Annotated in this window: 21 protein-coding genes, 2 tRNA genes and 1 rRNA gene; all 24 read right to left on the bottom strand. The window is 43.4% G+C overall.

The window, feature by feature from the left end; genetic code table 11:
• Positions 1-71: ribosomal RNA gene (locus tag FB592_RS20065) — 16S ribosomal RNA — on the bottom strand; the annotation flags it as partial.
• 310 nt (positions 72-381) lie between these two features.
• Positions 382-1881: a lysine--tRNA ligase gene (gene lysS, locus FB592_RS20070; protein ID WP_141950063.1), complete on the bottom strand. Its 1500-nt coding sequence runs from the start codon at positions 1879-1881 to the stop codon at positions 382-384.
• A gap of 91 nt (positions 1882-1972) precedes the next feature.
• On the bottom strand, positions 1973-2974 hold the full coding sequence (dusB, locus tag FB592_RS20075) for a tRNA dihydrouridine synthase DusB (protein ID WP_014475588.1): 1002 nt from the start codon (positions 2972-2974) through the stop codon (positions 1973-1975).
• A gap of 23 nt (positions 2975-2997) precedes the next feature.
• Positions 2998-3207 carry a helix-turn-helix domain-containing protein gene (locus tag FB592_RS20080; protein WP_003226678.1) on the bottom strand — a complete coding sequence of 70 codons (210 nt, stop codon included), beginning with the start codon at positions 3205-3207 and terminating at the stop codon, positions 2998-3000.
• Positions 3159-3662 carry a 2-amino-4-hydroxy-6-hydroxymethyldihydropteridine diphosphokinase gene (folK, locus tag FB592_RS20085; RefSeq protein ID WP_003242690.1) on the bottom strand — a complete coding sequence of 168 codons (504 nt, stop codon included), beginning with the start codon at positions 3660-3662 and terminating at the stop codon, positions 3159-3161. Before folK ends, FB592_RS20080 begins: the two co-directional genes overlap by 49 nt.
• Positions 3659-4021 carry a dihydroneopterin aldolase gene (gene folB / locus FB592_RS20090; protein WP_014478613.1) on the bottom strand — a complete coding sequence of 121 codons (363 nt, stop codon included), beginning with the start codon at positions 4019-4021 and terminating at the stop codon, positions 3659-3661. Before folB ends, folK begins: the two co-directional genes overlap by 4 nt.
• Entirely contained in the window at positions 4014-4871 is an 858-nt protein-coding gene (folP, locus tag FB592_RS20095; RefSeq protein WP_021479712.1) for a dihydropteroate synthase, read from the bottom strand. Before folP ends, folB begins: the two co-directional genes overlap by 8 nt.
• On the bottom strand, positions 4853-5734 hold the full coding sequence (pabC, locus tag FB592_RS20100) for an aminodeoxychorismate lyase (protein ID WP_141950094.1): 882 nt from the start codon (positions 5732-5734) through the stop codon (positions 4853-4855). The genes folP and pabC overlap by 19 nt, the downstream gene beginning before the upstream one ends.
• Positions 5734-6318 (bottom strand): aminodeoxychorismate/anthranilate synthase component II, encoded by a 585-nt coding sequence (gene pabA, locus FB592_RS20105; RefSeq protein WP_017696363.1) that lies wholly within the window; start codon positions 6316-6318, stop codon positions 5734-5736. Before pabA ends, pabC begins: the two co-directional genes overlap by 1 nt.
• A 13-nt stretch (positions 6319-6331) precedes the next feature.
• Positions 6332-7744, bottom strand: coding sequence for an anthranilate synthase component I family protein (locus FB592_RS20110; RefSeq protein ID WP_141950065.1), 1413 nt, complete (start codon positions 7742-7744; stop codon positions 6332-6334).
• A gap of 166 nt (positions 7745-7910) precedes the next feature.
• Entirely contained in the window at positions 7911-8837 is a 927-nt protein-coding gene (gene cysK / locus FB592_RS20115; protein ID WP_003218399.1) for a cysteine synthase A, read from the bottom strand.
• A gap of 75 nt (positions 8838-8912) precedes the next feature.
• Positions 8913-9806, bottom strand: coding sequence for a peptidyl-prolyl cis-trans isomerase (locus FB592_RS20120; RefSeq protein WP_141950067.1), 894 nt, complete (start codon positions 9804-9806; stop codon positions 8913-8915).
• Between the two features lie 46 nt (positions 9807-9852).
• Positions 9853-10728 carry a redox-regulated molecular chaperone HslO gene (gene hslO, locus FB592_RS20125; protein WP_003226695.1) on the bottom strand — a complete coding sequence of 292 codons (876 nt, stop codon included), beginning with the start codon at positions 10726-10728 and terminating at the stop codon, positions 9853-9855.
• Between the two features lie 11 nt (positions 10729-10739).
• On the bottom strand, positions 10740-11516 hold the full coding sequence (locus tag FB592_RS20130) for a type III pantothenate kinase (protein WP_010886388.1): 777 nt from the start codon (positions 11514-11516) through the stop codon (positions 10740-10742).
• Positions 11517-11710: 194 nt separating this feature from the next.
• Positions 11711-13624, bottom strand: coding sequence for an ATP-dependent zinc metalloprotease FtsH (ftsH, locus tag FB592_RS20135; protein WP_003243881.1), 1914 nt, complete (start codon positions 13622-13624; stop codon positions 11711-11713).
• A 97-nt stretch (positions 13625-13721) separates the two neighbouring features.
• Positions 13722-14264, bottom strand: a complete 543-nt coding sequence (gene hpt, locus FB592_RS20140) for a hypoxanthine phosphoribosyltransferase (protein ID WP_003226700.1) — start codon at positions 14262-14264, stop codon at positions 13722-13724.
• The gene (tilS, locus tag FB592_RS20145) at positions 14261-15679 is read right to left on the bottom strand and encodes a tRNA lysidine(34) synthetase TilS (protein ID WP_141950069.1); all 1419 of its coding nucleotides are present in this window, start codon (positions 15677-15679) and stop codon (positions 14261-14263) included. Before tilS ends, hpt begins: the two co-directional genes overlap by 4 nt.
• A gap of 103 nt (positions 15680-15782) precedes the next feature.
• Complete coding sequence (gene prkT / locus FB592_RS20150; protein WP_141950071.1) at positions 15783-16799, bottom strand: serine/threonine protein kinase PrkT; 1017 nt, start codon at positions 16797-16799, stop codon at positions 15783-15785.
• Positions 16765-17502 (bottom strand): vWA domain-containing protein, encoded by a 738-nt coding sequence (locus tag FB592_RS20155; protein ID WP_003243782.1) that lies wholly within the window; start codon positions 17500-17502, stop codon positions 16765-16767. Before FB592_RS20155 ends, prkT begins: the two co-directional genes overlap by 35 nt.
• Before the next feature lie 84 nt (positions 17503-17586).
• Positions 17587-20070, bottom strand: a complete 2484-nt coding sequence (spoIIE, locus tag FB592_RS20160; protein WP_141950076.1) for a stage II sporulation protein E — start codon at positions 20068-20070, stop codon at positions 17587-17589.
• Between the two features lie 199 nt (positions 20071-20269).
• Positions 20270-20341, bottom strand: a tRNA-Glu gene (locus FB592_RS20165).
• Between the two features lie 9 nt (positions 20342-20350).
• Positions 20351-20427 (bottom strand) — tRNA-Met (locus FB592_RS20170).
• A gap of 168 nt (positions 20428-20595) precedes the next feature.
• Complete coding sequence (locus tag FB592_RS20175) at positions 20596-20982, bottom strand: S1 domain-containing RNA-binding protein (protein ID WP_003218379.1); 387 nt, start codon at positions 20980-20982, stop codon at positions 20596-20598.
• 80 nt (positions 20983-21062) lie between these two features.
• Complete coding sequence (gene divIC / locus FB592_RS20180) at positions 21063-21440, bottom strand: cell division protein DivIC (protein WP_003243211.1); 378 nt, start codon at positions 21438-21440, stop codon at positions 21063-21065.
• Positions 21441-21454: the final 14 nt, after the last annotated feature.

Here is a 21454-nt window from a genome sequence, read left to right on the forward strand (position 1 = left end):
GTCCGCTCGACTTGCATGTATTAGGCACGCCGCCAGCGTTCGTCCTGAGCCAGGATCAAACTCTCCGATAAAGTAGTTTGACTGACTACGCACATTGCTGTGCGATTTTTAAAAACTGAATTAACAGGTACGTTTTGTCTTGTTTAGTTTTCAAAGATCATTTTGTTCACTTCGTTCAAGCGACTTTATTATTATAACTCGTTGACTCAGTGAAGTCAATAACTTTTTTTGAAGTTCTTTTTTTCGTTATCGCCTTGTTTAGCGGCAACGAATAATAATATACCACCTAGTAAATAATAGTGCAATAGTTTTTTTGAAGAAATACTAAGGAATTTAAAAAGAGCGGCATCCTTTTCCTATGGAGGATACCGCTCTTCCTTATTAGCGTTGTCTCATTTGCGGGAATAACAGCACATCGCGAATAGAAGGGGCATTCGTCAGCAGCATAACCAGACGGTCGATACCGATGCCTAAACCTCCTGTTGGCGGCATACCGTATTCCAGAGCTTCAACAAAGTCTTCATCCATTAGATGAGCTTCATCATTACCGGCTTCACGCTCTTTTAATTGCGCTTCAAAGCGTTCTCTTTGATCAATAGGATCATTCAGCTCTGTAAACGCGTTGGCATGTTCACGGCCAACGATAAACAGCTCAAAACGGTCTGTAAAACGCGGGTCCTCAGGGTTTTTCTTAGCAAGAGGAGAAATTTCTACAGGATGCCCGTAAATAAACGTTGGCTGAATAAGCGTTTCTTCAATTTTTTGCTCGAAGAATTCGTTGATGATATGCCCTACTGTCATAGAGTCTTTAATTTCTACTCCATGTTCTGTTGCATATTCACGCGCCTGTTCAACAGTAACCTCTTCCCAGAAATCAACGCCGGTCGCTTCTTTGACTGCGTCAACCATATGGATTCTTTTCCACTCCGGTTTAAGGTCGATTTGCTCTTCCCCGTATTGAATCGTAGTTGTGCCAAGCACTTCTTGGGCGATATGAGCGACAAGGTTTTCAGTTAAGCTCATGATATCTTTATAGTCCGCATATGCTTCATATAACTCAATCATTGTAAATTCAGGGTTATGGCGTGTAGAGACACCTTCGTTACGGAAAACACGGCCGATTTCATATACTTTTTCTAAACCGCCGACAATTAGACGTTTTAGGTGCAGTTCGATAGCAATACGCATATAGAGTGGAATGTCTAACGCGTTGTGGTGAGTGATAAACGGACGTGCAGAAGCTCCCCCAGGAATGCTGTGCATTGTAGGTGTTTCTACTTCTAAGTATCCATGATCATCAAGGTATCTTCTCATAGCTTGAATGATCTTGCTTCGTGTAATGAACGTATGTTTGCTGTCTGGGTTTACGATAAGATCCAGATAGCGCTGACGGTAGCGCTGCTCAACGTCTTTTAAACCATGGTATTTGTCAGGAAGCGGACGAAGCGCTTTTGTCAGCAATTCAAAGGAAGTTGCTTTAACGGACAATTCGCCTACATTTGTTTTGAAGACTTTTCCGGTTACGCCGATAAGATCACCGAGGTCAGAAGACTTGAAGATTTCATATTGGTCGTCACCGACACTGTCTTTTCTTACGTAGATTTGGATTTGGCCTTCTAAATCCTGAAGATGGGCAAAGCCGGCTTTTCCTTTGCCGCGTTTTGTCATCATGCGGCCTGCGATTGTAACTTCAATAGCTTTTTCTTCTAACTCTTCTTTGGTTAGATCTTGATATGCCGAAATAACTTCTTGAGACTGATGAGTTCTTTCAAAACGTGCGCCGAATGGATCGATGCCGTTATCTCTCAGCTGATTCATTTTATCGCGTCTGACTTGCAGCTGATCATTCAATTCTTCATGGTTATGCTCTTCTTGACTCATTGTTATCACTCCATTACAGATATTGTTTCATGAAAAAAGCAGAAAAACTGCCAGCGTAAAACTAGCAGTGAGCAGCAAATAGAGGTGAGTATTATCCTACTTTTGCATTTTGAAGCTCTTTTGCCTCAACTTCAACCGTAAATGCATCTAAAAGCTGTACAAACTCTTCTCTCGTCTCGCAATGATTGATTTCATTACGAACGTTCGCATTGCCTTTCACGCCTTTCAGATACCATGCAGCGTGCTTTCTCATTTCTCTTACCGCTACGTTTTCACCTTTTAAGTCAATCAGGCGGTCAAGATGCAGTTTGCATACGGCCATTTTTTCGCGTACTTGCGGCTCTTCTTTTAATTCACCTGTTTCAAGATACTGAACCGTACGGTAAATCATCCACGGGTTGCCCAATGCAGCGCGTCCGATCATGACCCCGTCTACTCCTGTCTCATCGAGCATACGCTTAGCATCCTGCGGTGTCTTAACATCGCCGTTTCCGATAACCGGAATCGATACTGATTGTTTTACTTCTTTGATGATATCCCAGTTTGCCGTTCCTTCGTACATCTGCACTCTCGTACGGCCGTGAAGCGCAACTGCTTTACCGCCCGCACGTTCTACAGCCTGTGCATTTTTCACTGCGAAAATGTGGTCTTCATCCCAGCCCATTCTCATTTTCACTGTAACTGGTTTATTAACAGCATCCACTACTGCAGAAACCATTTCGTAAATCTTATCAGGATCGAGAAGCCATTTGGCTCCCGCATCGCATTTTGTAATCTTCGGCACGGGACATCCCATGTTAATATCAATGATATCAGCAGTTGTGTTTTGGTCTACAAACTTCGCCGCTTCCACAAGGGTTTCCTTTTTTCCTCCGAAAATTTGAAGGCTCAGTGGTTTCTCACGTTCATCGATATAAAGCATACCCATTGTTCTTGCATTGTTGTAAAGGATCGCTTTGTCACTGACCATTTCAGCGCATACCAATCCGGCTCCGAATTCCTTTACAGTCAATCTGAACGCAGAGTTGCAGACACCAGCCATAGGTGCAAGCACAACCCGGTTTTTCAACTGAATATCTCCGATTTTGAACAATTTTTCTCCTCCTTTCATTTGTTCTATTTTTCTGGCGGCGCCAATTCGTCCGCACTTATATTTAAAACATCTGCTGCATCTTGAATGATGGCAGCTGACGGCAATCGGTTTCCGCGTTCAATTTCGCCGAGAATAGAAACTGATATACCTAATGCTTTTGCAAATCCTTCTTGAGTATAACCTTTCAGCTTTCTGAATGCACGAATTCGTCTACCCCAGATTTCTGCTTCCATACTCTTACACCTTCTTGGTCTGTTTCGGCGCTTGTAGCCTCTTTTTCAACCTGCTGGCAAATTTCCGCAAGCGGCGCAAGGACAAACAAACGCTCATACATTCTCGGATGCGGAACAATTAGTTGCTCTGTCTCAATATTTTCACGATTAAATAACAAAATGTCAAGGTCTGCCGTCCGCGGCCCCCATCTTACTTCCCTTGTTCTGCCTAATTCATTTTCTATCTGCTGCGTCAGTTCAAGGAGTTCAAAAGGGTTCAGTGATGTCTTGATTTCAACAGCCATATTCAAAAATTGAGCTTGATCTTCGTATCCGACCGGGTCAGTTTCGTAAATAGACGACACTTTAGTGACTGTCACCGCAGCATGCTGATGCAGTAAAGCCACTGCTTGCCTTAAATACGTTTCTCTATCTCCAATATTAGATCCAAGTGCAATATAAGCTATGTTGTTCATGACTTTTTTCTCGTAATTTCAATTGCTACTGATTTATAGTGTCCGGGAATTGGCGGGTCTGGCTTAATCACTTTCACCGTACATTGCTGAACAGGCTGAAATTTTTCGAGAACAGTGCCAGCAATACGTTCCGCCAGCGTTTCTACCAATTTTACAGGCTCCCCTTCCACGATATCTTTACATACGTGATAGAGCTCAGCATAGTTGATCGTTTGCTCAAGGTCGTCTGTTTGTCCAGCTTTGCTTAAATCCAGCTCAGCGGTTAAATCGACTTTAAACCGCTGGCCAAGTTTGTTTTCTTCTTTGAACACACCGTGATATCCGTAAAACTCCATACCTTCTACATAAACTTTATCCATGGTGCACCCCTCCCTTATTCAGCATCGCGTCCATCATTTTCGCCATTCTGGCAATTTGCTTTACATCATGGACCCTGACAATGTCACAGCCTTTTTGAATGCCGAGACACACAGTCGCGCCTGTGCCCTCAGCCCGCTCCTCAGGCGGAAGATCCAGAACACGTCCGATGAATCTTTTTCGGGAGGTTGCCAGAAGAACCGGATATCCTAATCCGCTGAAAATCTCAAGTTTGTTCATCACTGCCAAGTTATCGTGATAGGTTTTCGCAAAACCGATACCGGGATCAAGAATAATGTTCTTCTCGTCTACTCCGGCCTCAACAGCAATTTTTACACTCTCCATTAAGTCCGACAGCATATCCGGCAATAAGTCATTGTAGTTTCTTTCAGGGCGGTTATGCATGAGTACAATTGGAACATTATGTTCAGCTGCAACGGAAGCCATCTTCGGATCATGTTTGGCTCCCCAAATATCATTGATAATGGATGCACCGGCTTTCACTGCTTCATCTGCGACAGAAGCCTTGTACGTGTCTACAGAAATAGGAATACCAAGCTCTTTCGTAATCCGCTCAATCACCGGAATGACTCTGGACATCTCCTCATCCTCAGATACGCACTCAGCGCCAGGCCTTGTCGATTCCCCTCCGATATCAATGATATGGGCACCATCATCGATCATCTCTTTCGCGTGCAGCAGCGCCTTGTCCAAGCTGTCATATTTTCCGCCGTCCGAGAAAGAGTCAGGCGTTACGTTTAAAATTCCCATCACCAGCGTCTTCTCTTTATATGATAAAGCGCGGGGCTTAGTGTGGATTACTTGTGTTTGATCTATTGTGTGTTGCGCCATGCTCTTCCTCCCTTTTCATGAATCATGTTCTTTATTTCTTTTTTGTATAACAATTGAAGAGCGGAGGTTGCTTCTCCGCTTTGGCTTCCATAGTTTACTTCTTCTATTTTAGTAAACGGGATGATTTCAAGAACCGAGTTCGTCATCCACGCTTCGTCAGCTGTCAAGAGAGCTTCTAGCTCATATCGGCCCGTTTTGAGCTCCAGGCCGATATTCTTTGCATTTTCTATGATAAAACGTCTCGTGACGCCGTCCAGAATACCGGTATCAAGCGATGGCGTATAGATACAACGACCTTTTCTCCAAAAGACATTAGATATGATACCCTCTGCAACAGCTCCATCCTCCGTTAAGAAAATTCCCTCGACACGCGGATCATTTCCAATTTCCCGTTTCGCATACATATTATTTAGATAATGATGAGATTTTAACCGGAACGATCCCTCAGGAGTGTTTCTCCGTATCGATAAAACCTTCCCTTCTTTTTGCAAAGGAAGGCTTTCTGGTTTCAGCTGATTCACAAAACATAAAACGGTCGGCTTATCGTACGTCTGGGCGACAAAGCCTTTAACGCTGATCCCCGCTGATATGTTCAGTCTGACGCGGGCATTGCCATCCTTGATATCATTTAGCTTAAGCAGCTTGTCCAGCATCTCAAGGATCTCATGCTTTGAAACAGTATATTCGATTTGCAGATCCTTAAGTGCGCGTTCAAGCCTTTCTATATGCCAATCAAGCAAAAACGGGCAGCCTTCGTAGAGCCTGAAGGTTTCGAAAACACCGATCCCATATAAAAACCCATGGTCAAAAGGAGAAAGAACTGCATCTTTCTCCTCCATATACCGGCCGTTCACATATATCATCACGCAATAACTTCCTTGCGATATGTCTCAATAAAATTTCTGAGCATTTCTTTCCCAAAGGAGGTCATTATAGACTCTGGGTGAAATTGCACGCCCTCTATCGGGAGGTCATTGTGGCGAATAGCCATGATTTCTCCTTCTTTCGTTTGTGCTGTTACTGTAAAACAGCTTGGCAGCGTCTCAGGTTTTACGATCAGCGAGTGGTATCGCGTCGCAACAAGGGGGTTTTTCAACCCTTCAAAAATGGTCTTGCCGTCATGCTCGATATCCGAGGTTTTCCCGTGCATAAGCCGTTCTGCCCTAACAACGTCGCCACCGAACACTTGTGCGATGGACTGATGTCCGAGACATACACCGAAAATAGGAATTTTCCCTGCGAAATGTTTAATTGCTTCGAGGCTGATTCCCGCCTCATCAGGGCTGCAAGGTCCGGGAGATATCATCAGAAAGTCCGGAGACAGTTCTTCAATTTCTTCGATTGTGATGCTGTCATTGCGTCTCACAACCAGCTCTTCCCCAAGCTCGCCCAAATACTGTACCAAGTTGTACGTGAATGAATCGTAGTTATCAATCATTAAAATCATTTCTCCGCTCACCTCATCTAATTTTTGTCTCTTCTTTGCTCAGCTCTAATGCTCTTTGCATCGCAAAAGCTTTTTTGAATGATTCCTTGTATTCGTGCTTCGGAACAGAATCAATCACAACTCCTGCGCCGGACTGCATAAATGCCTGCCCTCCGGTTGCATAAATGGTTCGAATGACGATATTAAACTGCAGATCGTGATTATATCCAAACCATCCTATAGATCCAGTATAAAGCCCTCGGCGTGTCGGCTCAAGTTCTTCTATAATTTCCATCGTTCTTACTTTCGGTGCACCAGTAATGGTTCCTCCGGGAAACACAGCATGAATAATATCTACAGCATCATACCCATCATGCAGTTCACCTTGGACATTAGACACAATGTGCATCACATGCGAGTATTTTTCAATTGCCATGAATTCATTTACGCGCACAGACCCATACCGTGATACTCTTCCCAGATCATTTCGCTCAAGATCAACCAGCATGACATGTTCCGCGCGTTCTTTTTCATTGTGTATCAATTCGTTTGCAAGCGCCTCGTCTTCTTCATTTGTTTTCCCTCTGGAACGGGTGCCCGCAATCGGTCTCGTCTCTAATAGCTTGCCCTTTTTTCTGACAAGCAGTTCAGGCGATCCGCAAATGATCTGAAAATCAGGTGTTTCTAAATACGCCATATAAGGAGAAGGATTTACTTCTCTCAAGGTTTTGTAAATTTGATATGGGTGGACAGACAGTGACTGTGACTGCCTTATTGATAGATTGACTTGAAACACATCTCCGCTGGCAATGTATTGTTTGATTTTCTCTACAGCTTGTGAGAACCCATCCTCGGTAAATGGCGCCGCGAAAGAACCATCTGTTTCAGGGTTCATCTCTCGCGAAGAGACAGCGGGAAGCTCAGTCAGCCACATCTGCTCTAACTCAGATAGCTTCACATCCGCTGTTTCCTGATCAGAACCATTAACATGAGTAATCAGCCATAGAGACTCTTCTTGATGGTCATAAACTGCTATATCATCAAAAACAAGAAAAAAAATATCTGGTGTTTCTAGATCATCTAATGAGAGCATTTTAAAATTTTCAATGTACCGTGCGTAATCATAGCTGAGAAACCCGATTGCCCCGCCTTGAAAGTCAGGGAACTCATGATTCGTTTCTGTTTCCAGCGTTTTAAACCAGCTGTGGAAGGCCCGTAATGGATCACCTTCTTTAAACAGCATCTCATCACCATGCTTAATTGTAGTTATTCCGTCTTTTCCTTTCACAGTCGCAATTGGATCAAGACCGGCTATACTGTATCTGCCGCCTCTTGCACTTTCGAGAAGTACATGATGTTTCCGGGATTGCGCAAGTTTCTCAAATTGTTGTAAGAATGAGTCTTTTTGAAAAGGTACTTTTTTGCCTGCCGGTCTGCGTTGTGCCATTTGTATCATTCCTCTATTTTCTTTTTTACTTGTTTTTAATTGTAAAGCAATGTTGTTAGTGAAAAAAGTGAATTTCTCTTCCAAGAATAACATTCGTCGCAGACATGGCATATTTGATGCACGAAATATAAAAAAACTCCCGGCGGACCGGGAGTTTTGGCTTTTTTTAATCGAATTGATACAGCGGCGTGCTTAGATAACGTTCGCCGTTACTTGGAATGATGGCCAATACTTTTTTGCCTTTTCCGAGTTTTTTTGCTACTTGAAGAGCAGCATAAATTGCCGCACCTGATGAGATGCCTCCGAGAATTCCTTCTTCACGTGCAGCTCTGCGGGCATATTCGAATGCTTCTTCATTCTTCACAGGGAAGATTTCATCATATACTTCAGTGTTTAAGATGTCCGGCACGAATCCAGCTCCGATTCCCTGAATTTTGTGGGGGCCTGGTTTTCCTCCTGAAAGCACTGGGGAATCTGACGGTTCAACAGCGTAAATCTTGATGGAAGGGTATGCTTCCTTCAGCACTTCGCCCGCTCCCGTAATCGTTCCGCCCGTTCCGATTCCGGCTACAAATGCGTCAAGCTGGTCATCACCGAATTGCTCAACGATTTCTTTACCAGTTGTTTGGCGGTGAATTTCTGGGTTAGAAGGGTTGTTAAACTGCTGCGGCACAAAGTATCCGTGCTTTTCAGCAAGCTCTTCAGCTTTCTTAATGGCACCTTTCATGCCTTCCGCACCAGGAGTCAGCACAAGCTCAGCACCGTATGCGCGAAGAAGGTTGCGGCGCTCCATGCTCATTGTATCAGGCATAACCAAAATAGCTTTTAATCCTTTAGCAGCAGCAACCATTGCAAGCCCGATTCCAGTATTTCCGCTTGTCGGTTCAATGATTGTATCACCGGCTTTTAATTTCCCTTCTTTTTCAGCCGCTTCAATCATGGCTAAACCGATACGGTCTTTTACACTGCTTCCAGGGTTCATGTATTCAAGTTTTAGATATACATCCGCACTGTTTTCATCTGCAAGGCGATTTAATTTAACGATTGGTGTATTCCCAATTAATTCAGTAATGGAGTTTGCTACACGTACCATTCTCGACACCTCAATTTCCGACTATTTGTATTGGTATTATGTATATAATCTATCAATTTCAAAATTTTTTGTCAATCACTTAGTACTTTTTTCCCCATAAAACCAAGATACATCGGCTTCTTTCCAAAGTGTCTTAACTGTCGCTTTATCGCCTAGCTGATCCATTGCGATTTGCCGTCTGATCTGGCCCTTTACTTCATCAAATGAGAACGTTCTTGCCTTTAGTTTTTCTTTCAGCTGGATAATGGCATATCCGTTGCTGACCTTTATTGGTTCCTGAGACCATTCATCCTCTTTGAGTGTTTTCGCCTCTTCAATGTATGCTGATGGAATGTTGTCTGATGCCTCTGTGACAAAACCTAAATCTCCGCCGTATGGTGATGTATATCTGTCAGTGGATCTTTCGGCAGCGACAGCTTCAAAGCTTGATCCGCCCTTCAGTTCTTTCAGGACTTCTCTCGCTTCTTCTTCATCTTTTACAACAATATGCCGAATTCGATACGAATCATCAAACTGATATAGTTCCTTATTTTTATGATAGAATGATTCCAATTCTTTGTTTGAGATATCGATATCCCTTGTTAACAATTCCTCAAGGAGGATATTATAACGAATTTGGTCTTTCCACTCTTTCTCCGTCGTATGTTCATCTTCGTAAAAGGAATTATTGACCGCTTTAATCAGCAAAAACTCACGATCAACTTCGCTTTTGGATATTTTAAGGTTGTTCTTTTTAGCCAGCTGCTCAACAACTCGGACATTGATCATATCTTCAAGCGTTGACTTACCATACTGATCTTCCATTTCTTTCAGCCATTCTTCTCTTGTCACACTCTTGCCCCCGATAGTCGCAATAGACTCACCGGATGACGATGCGCCGGCTTGGGATTTCGTCAGCGTATATGCAACAGCAATACAGCAAACCAACAGCGCCCCTAAAATAATGGTCCAGATTGTTCTTGATTTCAAACCTGCTTTCAGCCCCTTTTCTCAAATTAAAAACCCGCTAAAGAGCTTAGCGGGTAGTTTGGTCACGAAGCCCTTCCAGCTCTTCTTTTGTAAATAAGTACTTTTCATTACAAAAATGGCATACTGCTTCGGCTTGTCCATCTTCTTCTATCATATCTTGAATTTCTTTTTTGCCTAGTCCTAAAATGGCTGTTTCGAACCGTTCTTTTGAACAAGGGCAATGGAATCTGACAGGCATCGTTTCCAAAATCTCAGGTTTCTCGCCTAGGACTTCTTCTAAAATTTCTTCTGGTGTCAGCCCTTTTTGGATGAGCTTAGAAATCGGCTCTACTTGAGATAGACGCTGTTCAATTTTTGTGATTGTTTCATCATCTGTTCCCGGCATCAGCTGAATAATAAAGCCCCCTGCCGCAAGAATGGTATTGTCAGGATTTACGAGCACACCTACGCCCACTGATGAAGGAACCTGCTCAGATGATACAAGATAGTAAGTGAAATCATCGCCTAATTCTCCTGAAACGATTTCTACTTGTCCTGTGAAGAACTCGCGCAAACCTAAATCTTTTACGACACTTAACGTTCCGTTTGTTCCAACCGCACGTCTGACATCAAGCTTGCCTTGTTCATTTAAATCAAAATGAACTTGCGGGTTAGAGACATAGGCTCTGACTTCTCCTTTGGCATTGGCATCAGCTACAATAGCTCCGATCGGACCTCCGCCCTCGATTTTCACAGTCAGCTTATCATCGCCCTTCAGCATAGCGCCGAGCATAAGTGAAGCTGTCATTGTGCGGCCCAATGCAGCGGATGCTGTCGGCCACGTACCATGGCGTCTCTGCCCCTCATTTACCATATCAGTCGTTCTCGCTGCATAAGCCCGAACTTTTCCGTCATACGCAAGTGCTTTTACTAAATAATCCATTACTAAACCTCCTATACACTTCCTACGCGGTTTCTTTCATAAATCAATTCCAGCCCTTTTAGGGTTAAGAATGGATCAACGATGTCTATACAATCTGATTCGTTCGCAATAAGCGGCGCCAGGCCTCCTGTCGCAATGACCTTTGGTTCCTGTTTTGCCTGCCATTTCATTCGCTTAACGATTCCTTCCACTTGGCCGACATAGCCAAATAAAATCCCAGATTGCATCGCGCTAACAGTGTTTTTTCCGATAATATTGTCGGGCCGGGTGATTTCGATACGCGGAAGCTTTGCTGCACGCGAGTAAAGCGCCTCTGTCGAAATTGTAATCCCAGGGGCAATCGCCCCGCCCATGTATTGTTTGTTTTCATCAATATAGCAGTACGTTGTGGCGGTTCCGAAATCGACAACAATTAATGGATTGCCGTATAAGTGTATCGCAGCGACAGCATTTACGATTCTGTCTGCCCCCACTTCTTTCGGATTGTCATATTTTATATTTAAACCGGTTTTCATACCTGGACCAACAATTTGCGGCTCGATATGAAAGTATTTTGTGCACATTCTTTCTAACGCAAACATGATTGGCGGCACTACTGACGAAATAATAATGCCATCTATCTGTTCAAACATAAGCCCTGAGTGATCAAATAAGGAGCGCAAAATCATCCCAAACTCATCTTCTGTTTTATGCCTGCTTGTTTCTATACGCCAGTGATATTCTAATTTTCCATCATGATATACACCAAGTACAGTATTGGTGTTCCCCACATCGATAACCAGTAACAACCTCTATCACCACTTTTGAATAGTTTCTCTACTTTACTTTTTACAAACATTCTACAATACCATACACGATCAGCGGCTCATTTGTAAACAAATCGATACCAGAATTGGATGATTGTAAAAGCCGCACCTGAGCACATCATTTACATAAAAAAACTGCCAGCGTCAGCCGGCAGTTTTTTTAGAAAGAAAGCGAATTACTCTTTCGTATCGTCTTTCTTTTCTTCTGTTTTTGTCAGAATGTTTACTTTCACATCATCGTTCTTTTCATCATCTGAGAAATTACGCTCAGGTAATGTTCCATGATCGATAAGGTGTTTGATTTGTTCAGCGTCAAGCGTTTCAACTTTCAGAAGCGTTTGGGCAATCAATTCAAGCTTGTCACGATTTTCAGTCAGGATTTGTTTCGCACGCTCATAACATTCTTTGATGATGCGCTGAATTTCCTGATCAATTTCATAAGCGATTTGATCACTGTAGTTCTGTTCATTGTTGAAATCACGGCCTAAGAATACCTGACCGCCCTGAGACTGTCCAAATTGCAACGGTCCCAGTTTTTCTGACATACCGAATTCCGTAACCATTCGTCTTGCAATATTCGTCGCACGCTGGAAGTCATTGTGCGCCCCTGTGCTGACTTCACCGAAGATAATCTCTTCAGCAACACGTCCGCCCAAGAGGCCGACAATTTTATCAAGCAGCTCCGGCTTTGTTTGGAAATAACGGTCTTCTCTTGGCAGCATAACAGCATAACCGCCAGCCTGGCCCCGAGGAACAATCGTTACTTTATGAACCATATCTGCCTCATCTAAAACGAGACCGATAACGGTGTGTCCGCCTTCGTGATAAGCCACGATATTGCGTTCTTTCTTGGAGATAACGCGGCTCTTCTTAGCGGGTCCGGCAATTACACGGTCCGTCGCTTCGTCAATATCACGCGCATCGATTTTTTTCTTGTTTTGACGAGCCGCTACAAGCGCAGCTTCATTCAAGAGGTTTTCTAAGTCAGCGCCCGAGAAGCCTGGTGTTCTCATGGCAATTGATTTTAGGTTAACCGTTTCATCCAGCGGTTTGTTTCTCGCATGGACTTTCAATACAGCTTCACGGCCAATGACATCTGGACGGTCCACTGTAATTTGACGGTCAAAACGTCCCGGACGAAGTAAGGCTGGGTCCAAGATGTCCGCACGGTTCGTCGCAGCAATGATGATAATTCCTTCATTAGCGCTGAATCCGTCCATTTCAACAAGCAATTGGTTTAGCGTCTGTTCACGTTCATCGTGTCCACCGCCGAGACCAGCGCCACGCTGGCGTCCGACTGCGTCAATTTCATCAATGAAGATCAAACAAGGCGCATTCTTTTTCGCATTTTCAAACAAGTCACGCACACGGGAAGCACCGACCCCTACAAACATTTCAACGAAATCAGATCCGCTGATGCTGAAGAAAGGTACGCCGGCTTCTCCTGCACAAGCCTTGGCAAGCAATGTTTTACCGGTACCCGGAGGTCCGACTAAAAGCACGCCTTTCGGTATTCTGGCGCCGAGCTCGGCAAACTTGCGGGGATCTTTCAGAAACTCAACAACTTCAACAAGTTCTTGCTTTTCTTCGTCAGCCCCTGCAACGTCTTTAAATTTGACGCGTTTCTTTTCCTCTGTATACAGCTTCGCTTTACTCTTGCCAAAGTTCATGACACGGCTGCCGCCGCCTTGAGCCTGATTGAGCAGGAAGAAAAACAGAATAAAGATAATGACAAATGGGATGATGGTCGTCAGGAACGTCACCCATCCGCTTGTTTCTTGCGCGGGCTCAACCTTTACGTCTGTCTTTTTCAAAGCGTTAAATATCTGGTCTGCTCCCTTTCCTTCAGGAACATGAGTCAAAAAGTATTGATCTTTGTCGTAGTTTTTCAGCTGCCCTTTTACCTCATAAACACCTCTGACAGGCTGAACCGATACGCTATCAACTTTCCCGTCATCCAGGTTTTTGATGAACGTACTGTACGACATATTTTCTGTTTTCGGATTTGAGGTCTGGAAGTAGCTCACAACCCCGATTACTACTAATAAAATAAGTAAATAAAAAATGGTATTACGGAAGACCCGATTCATTCCTTACCTCCTCCCACAGTAAGCACAACTATGTTCAATAGTACCATAGAAAATCATTCCAATACAAACAATAACCATCTCGGAAGCAGGCTGCCGATCAGCTTTCATAAACTGCCGGTTTTAACACTCCGATATAAGGCAGATTGCGATAGCGCTCAGCATAATCAAGTCCGTAACCCACTACAAACGCGTCAGGAACTTCAAAACCGACAAAGTCTGCTTTGATGTCCGCTTTTCTTCCGCTCGGTTTATCCAAAAGGGTAACAATCTTAATTGATTTTGCTTTACGGTACCGGAAGAGCTCTACGAGATAACTTAAGGTTAACCCACTGTCGATGATATCTTCAATAATTAAGATGTCCCGGCCCTCTACAGATGTATCCAAATCTTTAATGATTTTTACTTCTCCAGAAGAAACCGTAGAATTTCCGTAGCTTGATACATCCATGAAATCCATTTCCAAATATGTATCAATATGCTTGATAAGATCCGCCATAAAAGGAAGTGCTCCTTTTAACACACCGATTGCCAACGGAAATGTATCTTGATACTCGCTCGTTAATTCTGCACCTAACTCTTTTACTTTCTTTTGTATCTCTTCCTCTGAGATCAGTACTTTCTCGATATCATGTTTCATCATGATTTTGCTTGCCCCCTACACTTTTCATGCTGTCTATATTGTAATACAATGCGGTCGCTGTTTGGAATCACAAGATCTTCAAAAATTGATTTTTTCAAGCCAGGTATCCAGATAATTTCACCGCTTGCGTCCGTCACAATCGGCCAGTTGTCTCTTTCTTGGAGAGGCAGTTTCTTATCAATAAATATATCCTTTACCTTTTTTGAGCCGTTCATCCCTTTTAGTTTGATCCGGTCTCCAGCTTTTCTCGTCCGGATTGTTAAGGGAAACCGCACCTTTTTTTCACTTGTGATAAAAACAGCATTCCCATGTTCTTCAGGCGAGTCCGCATAATACTTTGCCTCTATCAGATATCCATTAGGGAGTACTGCCGTTTCATCAGCAGCTCCGCTAATTTGGTATTCAAAGGGAACATTTTTGCACTGCCATTGTTCAAATGTAAACAAACATGTCTGATATGATTTGACCACCTTCAGTCCTTTCGGAAAGTCCAGTACTCCTGAAGGACTGCCATTTTCCGCCCAATCGAGAAACTGCTGAATGTGATGGGCTGAAAAGGATGATGGAACGTTTTCATAAAGATAGTTTAATATTAGTTGAACTCCTCTTCTTTGTAAAGGCATCGGGAGGGCAAGCAATTGAGAGGAATTGATTTCAACTGATGTATTAGACTGGCTTGTGATTACTTTATTCATTTCATCTTTCGTTAATGACTGTAAGAATTGCTCATCTTCCGTCAGTGCTTCACTCACTTTCTGAAACCTTTTATGCACATCCGGAGATTCCTGCTTCAAAAACGGGAGCACTGTTTTTCTGAATCTGTTTCTTGTGTAGTCATCTTTGGCGTTGCTTTCATCCGTCCGGTAGCTCAAGCCGTTTTCACGGCAATAGTGAAGGATCTCTTCCTTTGTAATGGGTAAGAACGGCCTGATGATCCGCCCCGTCCCAAAACGTCTAATCGGCTGCATTCCCGCAAGTCCCGTTCCAAGCGTACCCTTAGCCAGTTTCATAAGCATTGTTTCAACCTGGTCATCACCATGATGCGCAAGAGCCAGATAGTCCGCTTGGTGCTTCGACATGATTTCCTCAAAAAACTGGTAGCGGCAATCGCGTGCTGCAGCCTGCTTATTGAGTCCTTTTTCCTGTGCATATGCGGTTACATTGATTTGAGCCGTTTCGCACACGAGCTGTTCAGCTTTACAATAAGCTTGGACAAAACGCATGTCCTCCTCGGATTCCGCACCTCTGAACCGATGGTCAACGTGAGCTGCAATAACATTCGCTGAACGGCCGCATAACGTATGCAACGCGTGAAGAAGAGCCATTGAGTCCGGACCGCCGGAAACGCCTACAATGATTGTCGCCCCTTTTAACGTAAGATTGTGTTTGTTTAAAAAATCTTTGACACTTTTCACAATGTCCTCCTCACAATGAGCAGGTATTTTAAAGATATTCATATCCTAACACTTTCAACCCCTCCAAGCAAAGAAGAAGCATAGGCTCTGCAGTTTGCGCCATTCAGATTAAGAAAAAGATAATATAGGCGAAATAAAGCGCTAAAACACTGATCACGATAAGCGTTGTTTCAAATAACCCCCCCGACTTAGCCGGTTTCTGTTTTGGGGTATATCGCGTCTTCGTTATTTTTCCTTGGCGCGGTATTTGCTGTCTTTGTCGTGTGGCAGGCTGCGGTGATGCTTTTATAGGCTGTTTTCTTTGTGATGCTTTTTGCCCCGCGTCTAGCATATCCTTTTTCATTTCATCTGCGGATTGATAATCTCCGTTCAAGGCTGAAAAAAGTGCTTTTTTATACTTTTGAAGCAGCGGGTTTCCTTCGATGAGAGACCTAAGCTGTTCTTTGGGCTGGTTCGTTTTCTTAAATTCTTTTTTATGCACACTGTTGATCATAATCATGGCAACTGCGAACAGATCATAGGATGGCTCTGCCTTTCTTGTTCCATACCCCCAATAGCCTCTGTCATAAAACTCCGTATACTCTTTTATCGCCCGGCCTTCCTTTGTCGTGCCGCCCACATCAATGCAGCGGATCCTTGCGGGCGGACCAGTTACGATCAGATTATCAGGTTTAAGATCGCCGAATATCCATCCTTGCTGGTGAAGCACCGATAAGCTGGATAACAGCTGAATCATTAATACCGGTATCCACTCTGTTCCTTTATCACTGACATACTTCAAAAACAGCGGCCCTTTTATGTATTCCATTGCATAAAATGAAACTTTCGTATTGGCACTGGGAATATAGGCATCATCCGTATCAAAAAAAGAAGGCCCCATCGTAACGGACTGGGCCTTTGAGAAAGATTTCAAGACATTCACTTCAGAAGTAATAGACAGGCTGTCATCACTCACCTTTAAGGCAACATGTCCATCTGATGCTTCTGCCAAATACACAATTCCATTGGCCCCTTTACCAAGCTGTTTACGCAATGTATAAGTGTTTCCATTCCACTTGCCTTTGATTGTCGTACCCGGCTTGAGGCTACATGCCAAACTCGTCAAAGCGTCGTTCATCATCTGCCAGCATGCCCCTTCTTGAGCGTATTTTTTCAAACTGCAGTGTCGCTTCACGAATCGCCGGACCTGTCGGCGTGATGCCGCCTGTCGAAAGCTTTGCAAAGAGTGTGGAAAGAGATTGCAGCTTCGGTGTCCAGTTCAGCACAAGCTCGACCTCTTGTTTTTTCCCGGGAAATATACACATCGCAAATTCGTTATTCCCGATTCGGGAATTGAGGCTTACAGACAAATCAATCAGCGCCTCTTTTACTGTTGGAAGCTTTGGCGCCATACTTGCACTTGTATCAACAAGAACCAAAACCTGAAGATGCACCGTTTCTCCAAGCTCGTCTACCACTTCCATGACTTCGCCGCGTTTTTCCGGAGAAAGCTCTTCCATTTCCACATTCTTTCCGAGAATCTGTTTCAGTTCTTGATTGACTACACCTTGTAAGGTTTGCGTCATCGCTTTTTTTGTTACCATTTGAACAGTTTGTGAAAGCTGAGATGCATAAACGACTTGGTGCACGCCTCCTCCGGCAAGTGCAATCCCTTCGACTTCCTTCATTGCCTCAGGGTCAATTTGATTTTCTTCCATTATACCAATGACATTTACCGTAATCCCCTGCTCTTTAGCAAAAGCAGCCATTGCAAGCGGGTCTTCCCCATGGTTTGAGCAGCCATCCGTTATCAGCAATATTTGATTTAAATGTCCGTTGTTCACATTCATTCCTCCTGGAGAATACGAGGATTCTCAGATTCATATATTCCCATCTTCGCCAGAAGAAATTTGATTTATACGGAAGCGTTATGAAATTTCTTGTTTGTTTTGAAAGATTGCCGGAACAGGAATGGATGCCCACTTCGGTGTATTGTGATCAATCCGGACAACAACAACAGTCATATCGTCCTCAATTTGGCCGGATCTTGTGCGGATGACTTCTTCCATAAGCAAATCGGCAATCTCCTGCGGGTCATTTGTTTTCAACCCTTTCATTTTACGTTTCATCCATAAGTCGTGATTTTCCACATGCTTAGGCCCCTCAAAAATGCCATCACTCATCATAATTAAGAGGTCACCCGCTTTCAGCTGTTCACTCACAACCTCCACATCAAATTCATTAATAATACCGATTGGCAGATTGCTCGCTTGAACTTTCATGACCTGGTCACCCCGTTTGATAAAGCTAGGCGTCGATCCAACCTTCAAAAATTTACAACTGGCATCTTGAAGATCGATAATAGATAGGTCAAGCGTGGAATATATTTCGTCAGTTGTCCTTAGAGACAGTATGCTGTTGATCGTTTTAATTGCTATTTTTTCATCAATGCCCGATTCAAGGATTTTTTCAAGAAGCTTGATCGTTTCATTGCTTTCAAAGTGCGCTCTTGCTCCATTGCCCATTCCGTCACTGATTGCTGCAGCATATTTTCTGGCTCCAAGCTCCATCATGCTGTAGCTGTCACCGGAGACAAGGCCGCCGCCCTTCGCAGCGTGAGCAGCTCCCGTGGACACCCTGTATGATTTTGTTGATCCAAAGGCGACATGGCTGTATCCATTCGGATGCGGAGAGTGCTGTTCGGCTTTCACAAGAATTTGTTCTTCCAGAATGTCAGAAAGCATAGGAGCAATGATTTTTTCACTTTCTCCATGTCCGCTGAACGGAATGGTCATTTCAATATCGATATTTCCTTGTTCAAGACTATAGATCTCGACATGCTGAATCTCAATTCCGAAATGCTGAAGCGCTTCTATGATTTGCTCTTCCTGCAGAAAGTGCTGTTCTCGCTCTCTTTTTATTTCCCGAGAAAAGTCGGCCATAACCTCAGAAACGCCTAAAAGCTGTTCAGCAACAAGGCGCCTGCTGTCTTGGACTTTTTTCTTGAGTGTCAAATGGGCATGATGATGTGCGAGCTCATCCTCAATCAGCTCTTCAACCTGCTTGGATTTAGAACAATACTGTTGAAACTCTTTTTTCAGCCTTCGGTTTGATGCATATTCTTTTTCCTCTGTTTCAAGCATAACTTGTTTCATTAAGTCATATGTTTTATCAAAGTTCTGTACCCAGCACCTGTTTTTCTTGTAGCACGTCTGGCAGGAATGCTCCGTGATTTTGCTTAAGAACAGATCAACTTCGCTGTCATCTGTCTGTTCGTCTGATGCTTGATAAAAGGTTGCAAAGCTTTCAGACAGCGCGTGAAATACATTGGAGAACTGGTCTACCTTCTGAGCAGTGACATCACGGATTTTTCTAGCGTATTGCTGTTGCTCTTGAAGATGCTCGACAGTTCCCGGAATATATCTCGCCACTTTCCTTGTAATAGATTGAGGTGTGAGCAAAAACAGGCCGACTGCGATTAATGACTCATAGAGCGTTGTCATCAGACCGGCAGAGCCTTCACCATATAAAGATATAAGAAGTGATCCAACGATCAAACCAATTGCTGCACCCGCTTTTTTCCCTTCCTTCAGCAAACCGCCCAATAAACCGGAAAAAGCAAGCAGACTCATTTGATATAGGTTTCCGATATTCGCCAAGCCAAGAATCAGGCCGGTCACAACACCAACCGTACAGCCGATGCTTGCTCCGCCAATAAAGGAAAAACTCAATACAACATAACGAGCCAATATATGTTCTGCCTGCATCCCTTGGTAGGACAAGCCGGCCAGCCCCGTTAAAACAGAGGCAATAAGAATCATAAAGCAAATGATTTCCTCTATTTTTAATGATTGTTTCACTTTTTTCACAGTAAAAATCGGAAGGCTCTGAAGGAAAATCAGTGTTAAGATAAACGATAGTCCAGCCTCAACGATAGCCATTACATAATCATAGGTTGTAAATACGCCATTTTGGGCATAAACAAACCCGGCTCTTGCTGCAGCCATCGAGAAGAACACGACAATCGGGAGCGCTTTAACACGATCGTCGGTAATAAAGGAAGCCACTTTAGAAAATACGAAGAATGCCAGCAATGCCGCCAGTATGAGCAATGAGTGCTTTGGAGATATGGTCAGCGCACCTGCAAGCACAGCCAAAACCGCATAAAACGCTTTGTCTCTTCTGATAAGAAGCATCGCTCCAAAGAAAGGAAGTGCGAAAGGAAGCACCTCGGATAATATGTAAGCCCGTCCAAGCAAAAATCCGATGACAACATAAATGAATCCTTTATAGAAAAACAGTGAATGCAAATGATGAGTCACCAGCTTCGTGCCCCTGTTAAAAAACGATTGGAGTTTTTCCAAAGCTTGTCCCGTCATTGGCCCGTTCACTCTTCTTTCTGCTTTTTCCATTCCTCTCATCTCCCACCTGTTATATTCGTTGCCTGTCATTATAGCGAAAGCACAGATAGGATTTTGTCAAAAGAAGGTAACAATACCAAAGAAATCTTCGACGGTTTCTGCCTTGATATTCGTTTATGAGAAGAATTTCCGGAATGTTGTCTAAAAATGAAAAAAATCGGCTTCTGCAAGAGAAACCGATTTTTTAGGATGACCCGTACGGGATTCGAACCCGTGTTACCGCCGTGAAAGGGCGGTGTCTTAACCGCTTGACCAACGGGCCAAACAAATATGGTAGCGGCGGAGGGGATCGAACCCCCGACCTCACGGGTATGAACCGTACGCTCTAGCCAGCTGAGCTACACCGCCATATTGTTTTGTGCTTCTAAGCACAAGTTATATAATACAAAGGTTTGTCTCTTTCGTCAACAGAAACTTTAATGTTGTAATTTTCTGACTCTTAAAGAGGATGAGGATAATAAAAAAGCATCCGTCGGGATGAACGGATGCTTCATTTATTTTATAGAAAGCAGCAAGTTATCCTCTTCTTGCTCCGCGCCCTCCACGTTTTGATTCCGTATTGCGTTTTAAAGATGACAAGCGATCTTCGCTGTCTTTTAAAAACTTATTCATTTTCTGTTCAAAAGATTCTTTCGGACGGAAATCATTTCTAGGTCTGGCTTGCGGACGGTCTTTAGCTTTTTTAATAGATAAACCAATTTTCCCGTCTTTTTCAACGTTGATGACTTTCACTTCAACTTGGTCGCCGACTTTTAAGTGGTCGTTAATGTCTTTGACATAATTATCAGCTACCTCACTAATGTGAACGAGACCGGTTGAGCCTCCAGGCAATTCAACAAATGCTCCAAAATTTGTAATACCTGTAATTTTCCCTTGCAACTTGCTGCCAACTTCAATCGACATAAAAAAAGTGCTCCTCCTTAGGCTTATAAAAAGATCGTTTGCTTAATTATACCTAAATAAAAATTTAAGTGTCAACAAGGCTACTTGCTCTTCTTCTCCACATTGAAGATAATTTCTCCGTCTCCAGACATGAATAAGTCCCTTCTGGCAAGCTCTGTGACGTAATCCTCATCCTTCAATTTGGATATTTCTTCTTTTAAATCCGTTTGTTTTGTCTTTAAACTTTTCAGTTCTTTTTCAAGCTGTTCTTTCTTTTCTTCTTTTGCACTAAGGGAAGATGTTTGAGACCAGACAGAGCTTGCCAGCACAATTGCCGTCAGGAATACTAGGGCGCCGAATACAGTTAACCGTCTGTACAGCCCTTTGCGTCTTCGTTTCTTCAGCTGATTTTGCCGTTCTACTTGTTCTTTATAGTCGTTTTGTATTTCAGTTATCGTTCGTTCCCTGGAAAAATTCAAACCAGACGGTCCTC

This window comes from Bacillus sp. SJZ110, assembly GCF_006715455.1.
Classification (GTDB): Bacteria; Bacillota; Bacilli; order Bacillales; family Bacillaceae; genus Bacillus; species Bacillus subtilis.

What these genes read in the sequence shown, in the direction of transcription:
- FB592_RS20110 (WP_141950065.1), bottom strand. Translation starts at nt 7,744, where the DNA reads ATGGCACAACGCAGACCGGCAGGCAAAAAAGTACCTTTTCAAAAAGAC.
- folB (WP_014478613.1), bottom strand. Translation starts at nt 4,021, where the DNA reads ATGGATAAAGTTTATGTAGAAGGTATGGAGTTTTACGGATATCACGGT.
- FB592_RS20175 (WP_003218379.1), bottom strand. Translation starts at nt 20,982, where the DNA reads ATGTCGATTGAAGTTGGCAGCAAGTTGCAAGGGAAAATTACAGGTATT.
- hpt (WP_003226700.1), bottom strand. Translation starts at nt 14,264, where the DNA reads ATGATGAAACATGATATCGAGAAAGTACTGATCTCAGAGGAAGAGATA.
- pabA (WP_017696363.1), bottom strand. Translation starts at nt 6,318, where the DNA reads ATGATTTTAATGATTGATAACTACGATTCATTCACGTACAACTTGGTA.
- folK (WP_003242690.1), bottom strand. Translation starts at nt 3,662, where the DNA reads ATGAACAACATAGCTTATATTGCACTTGGATCTAATATTGGAGATAGA.
- folP (WP_021479712.1), bottom strand. Translation starts at nt 4,871, where the DNA reads ATGGCGCAACACACAATAGATCAAACACAAGTAATCCACACTAAGCCC.
- ftsH (WP_003243881.1), bottom strand. Translation starts at nt 13,624, where the DNA reads ATGAATCGGGTCTTCCGTAATACCATTTTTTATTTACTTATTTTATTA.
- pabC (WP_141950094.1), bottom strand. Translation starts at nt 5,734, where the DNA reads ATGATATATGTGAACGGCCGGTATATGGAGGAGAAAGATGCAGTTCTT.
- lysS (WP_141950063.1), bottom strand. Translation starts at nt 1,881, where the DNA reads ATGAGTCAAGAAGAGCATAACCATGAAGAATTGAATGATCAGCTGCAA.
- FB592_RS20080 (WP_003226678.1), bottom strand. Translation starts at nt 3,207, where the DNA reads ATGGAAGCAGAAATCTGGGGTAGACGAATTCGTGCATTCAGAAAGCTG.
- hslO (WP_003226695.1), bottom strand. Translation starts at nt 10,728, where the DNA reads ATGGATTATTTAGTAAAAGCACTTGCGTATGACGGAAAAGTTCGGGCT.
- spoIIE (WP_141950076.1), bottom strand. Translation starts at nt 20,070, where the DNA reads ATGGAAAAAGCAGAAAGAAGAGTGAACGGGCCAATGACGGGACAAGCT.
- prkT (WP_141950071.1), bottom strand. Translation starts at nt 16,799, where the DNA reads ATGATGAACGACGCTTTGACGAGTTTGGCATGTAGCCTCAAGCCGGGT.
- cysK (WP_003218399.1), bottom strand. Translation starts at nt 8,837, where the DNA reads ATGGTACGTGTAGCAAACTCCATTACTGAATTAATTGGGAATACACCA.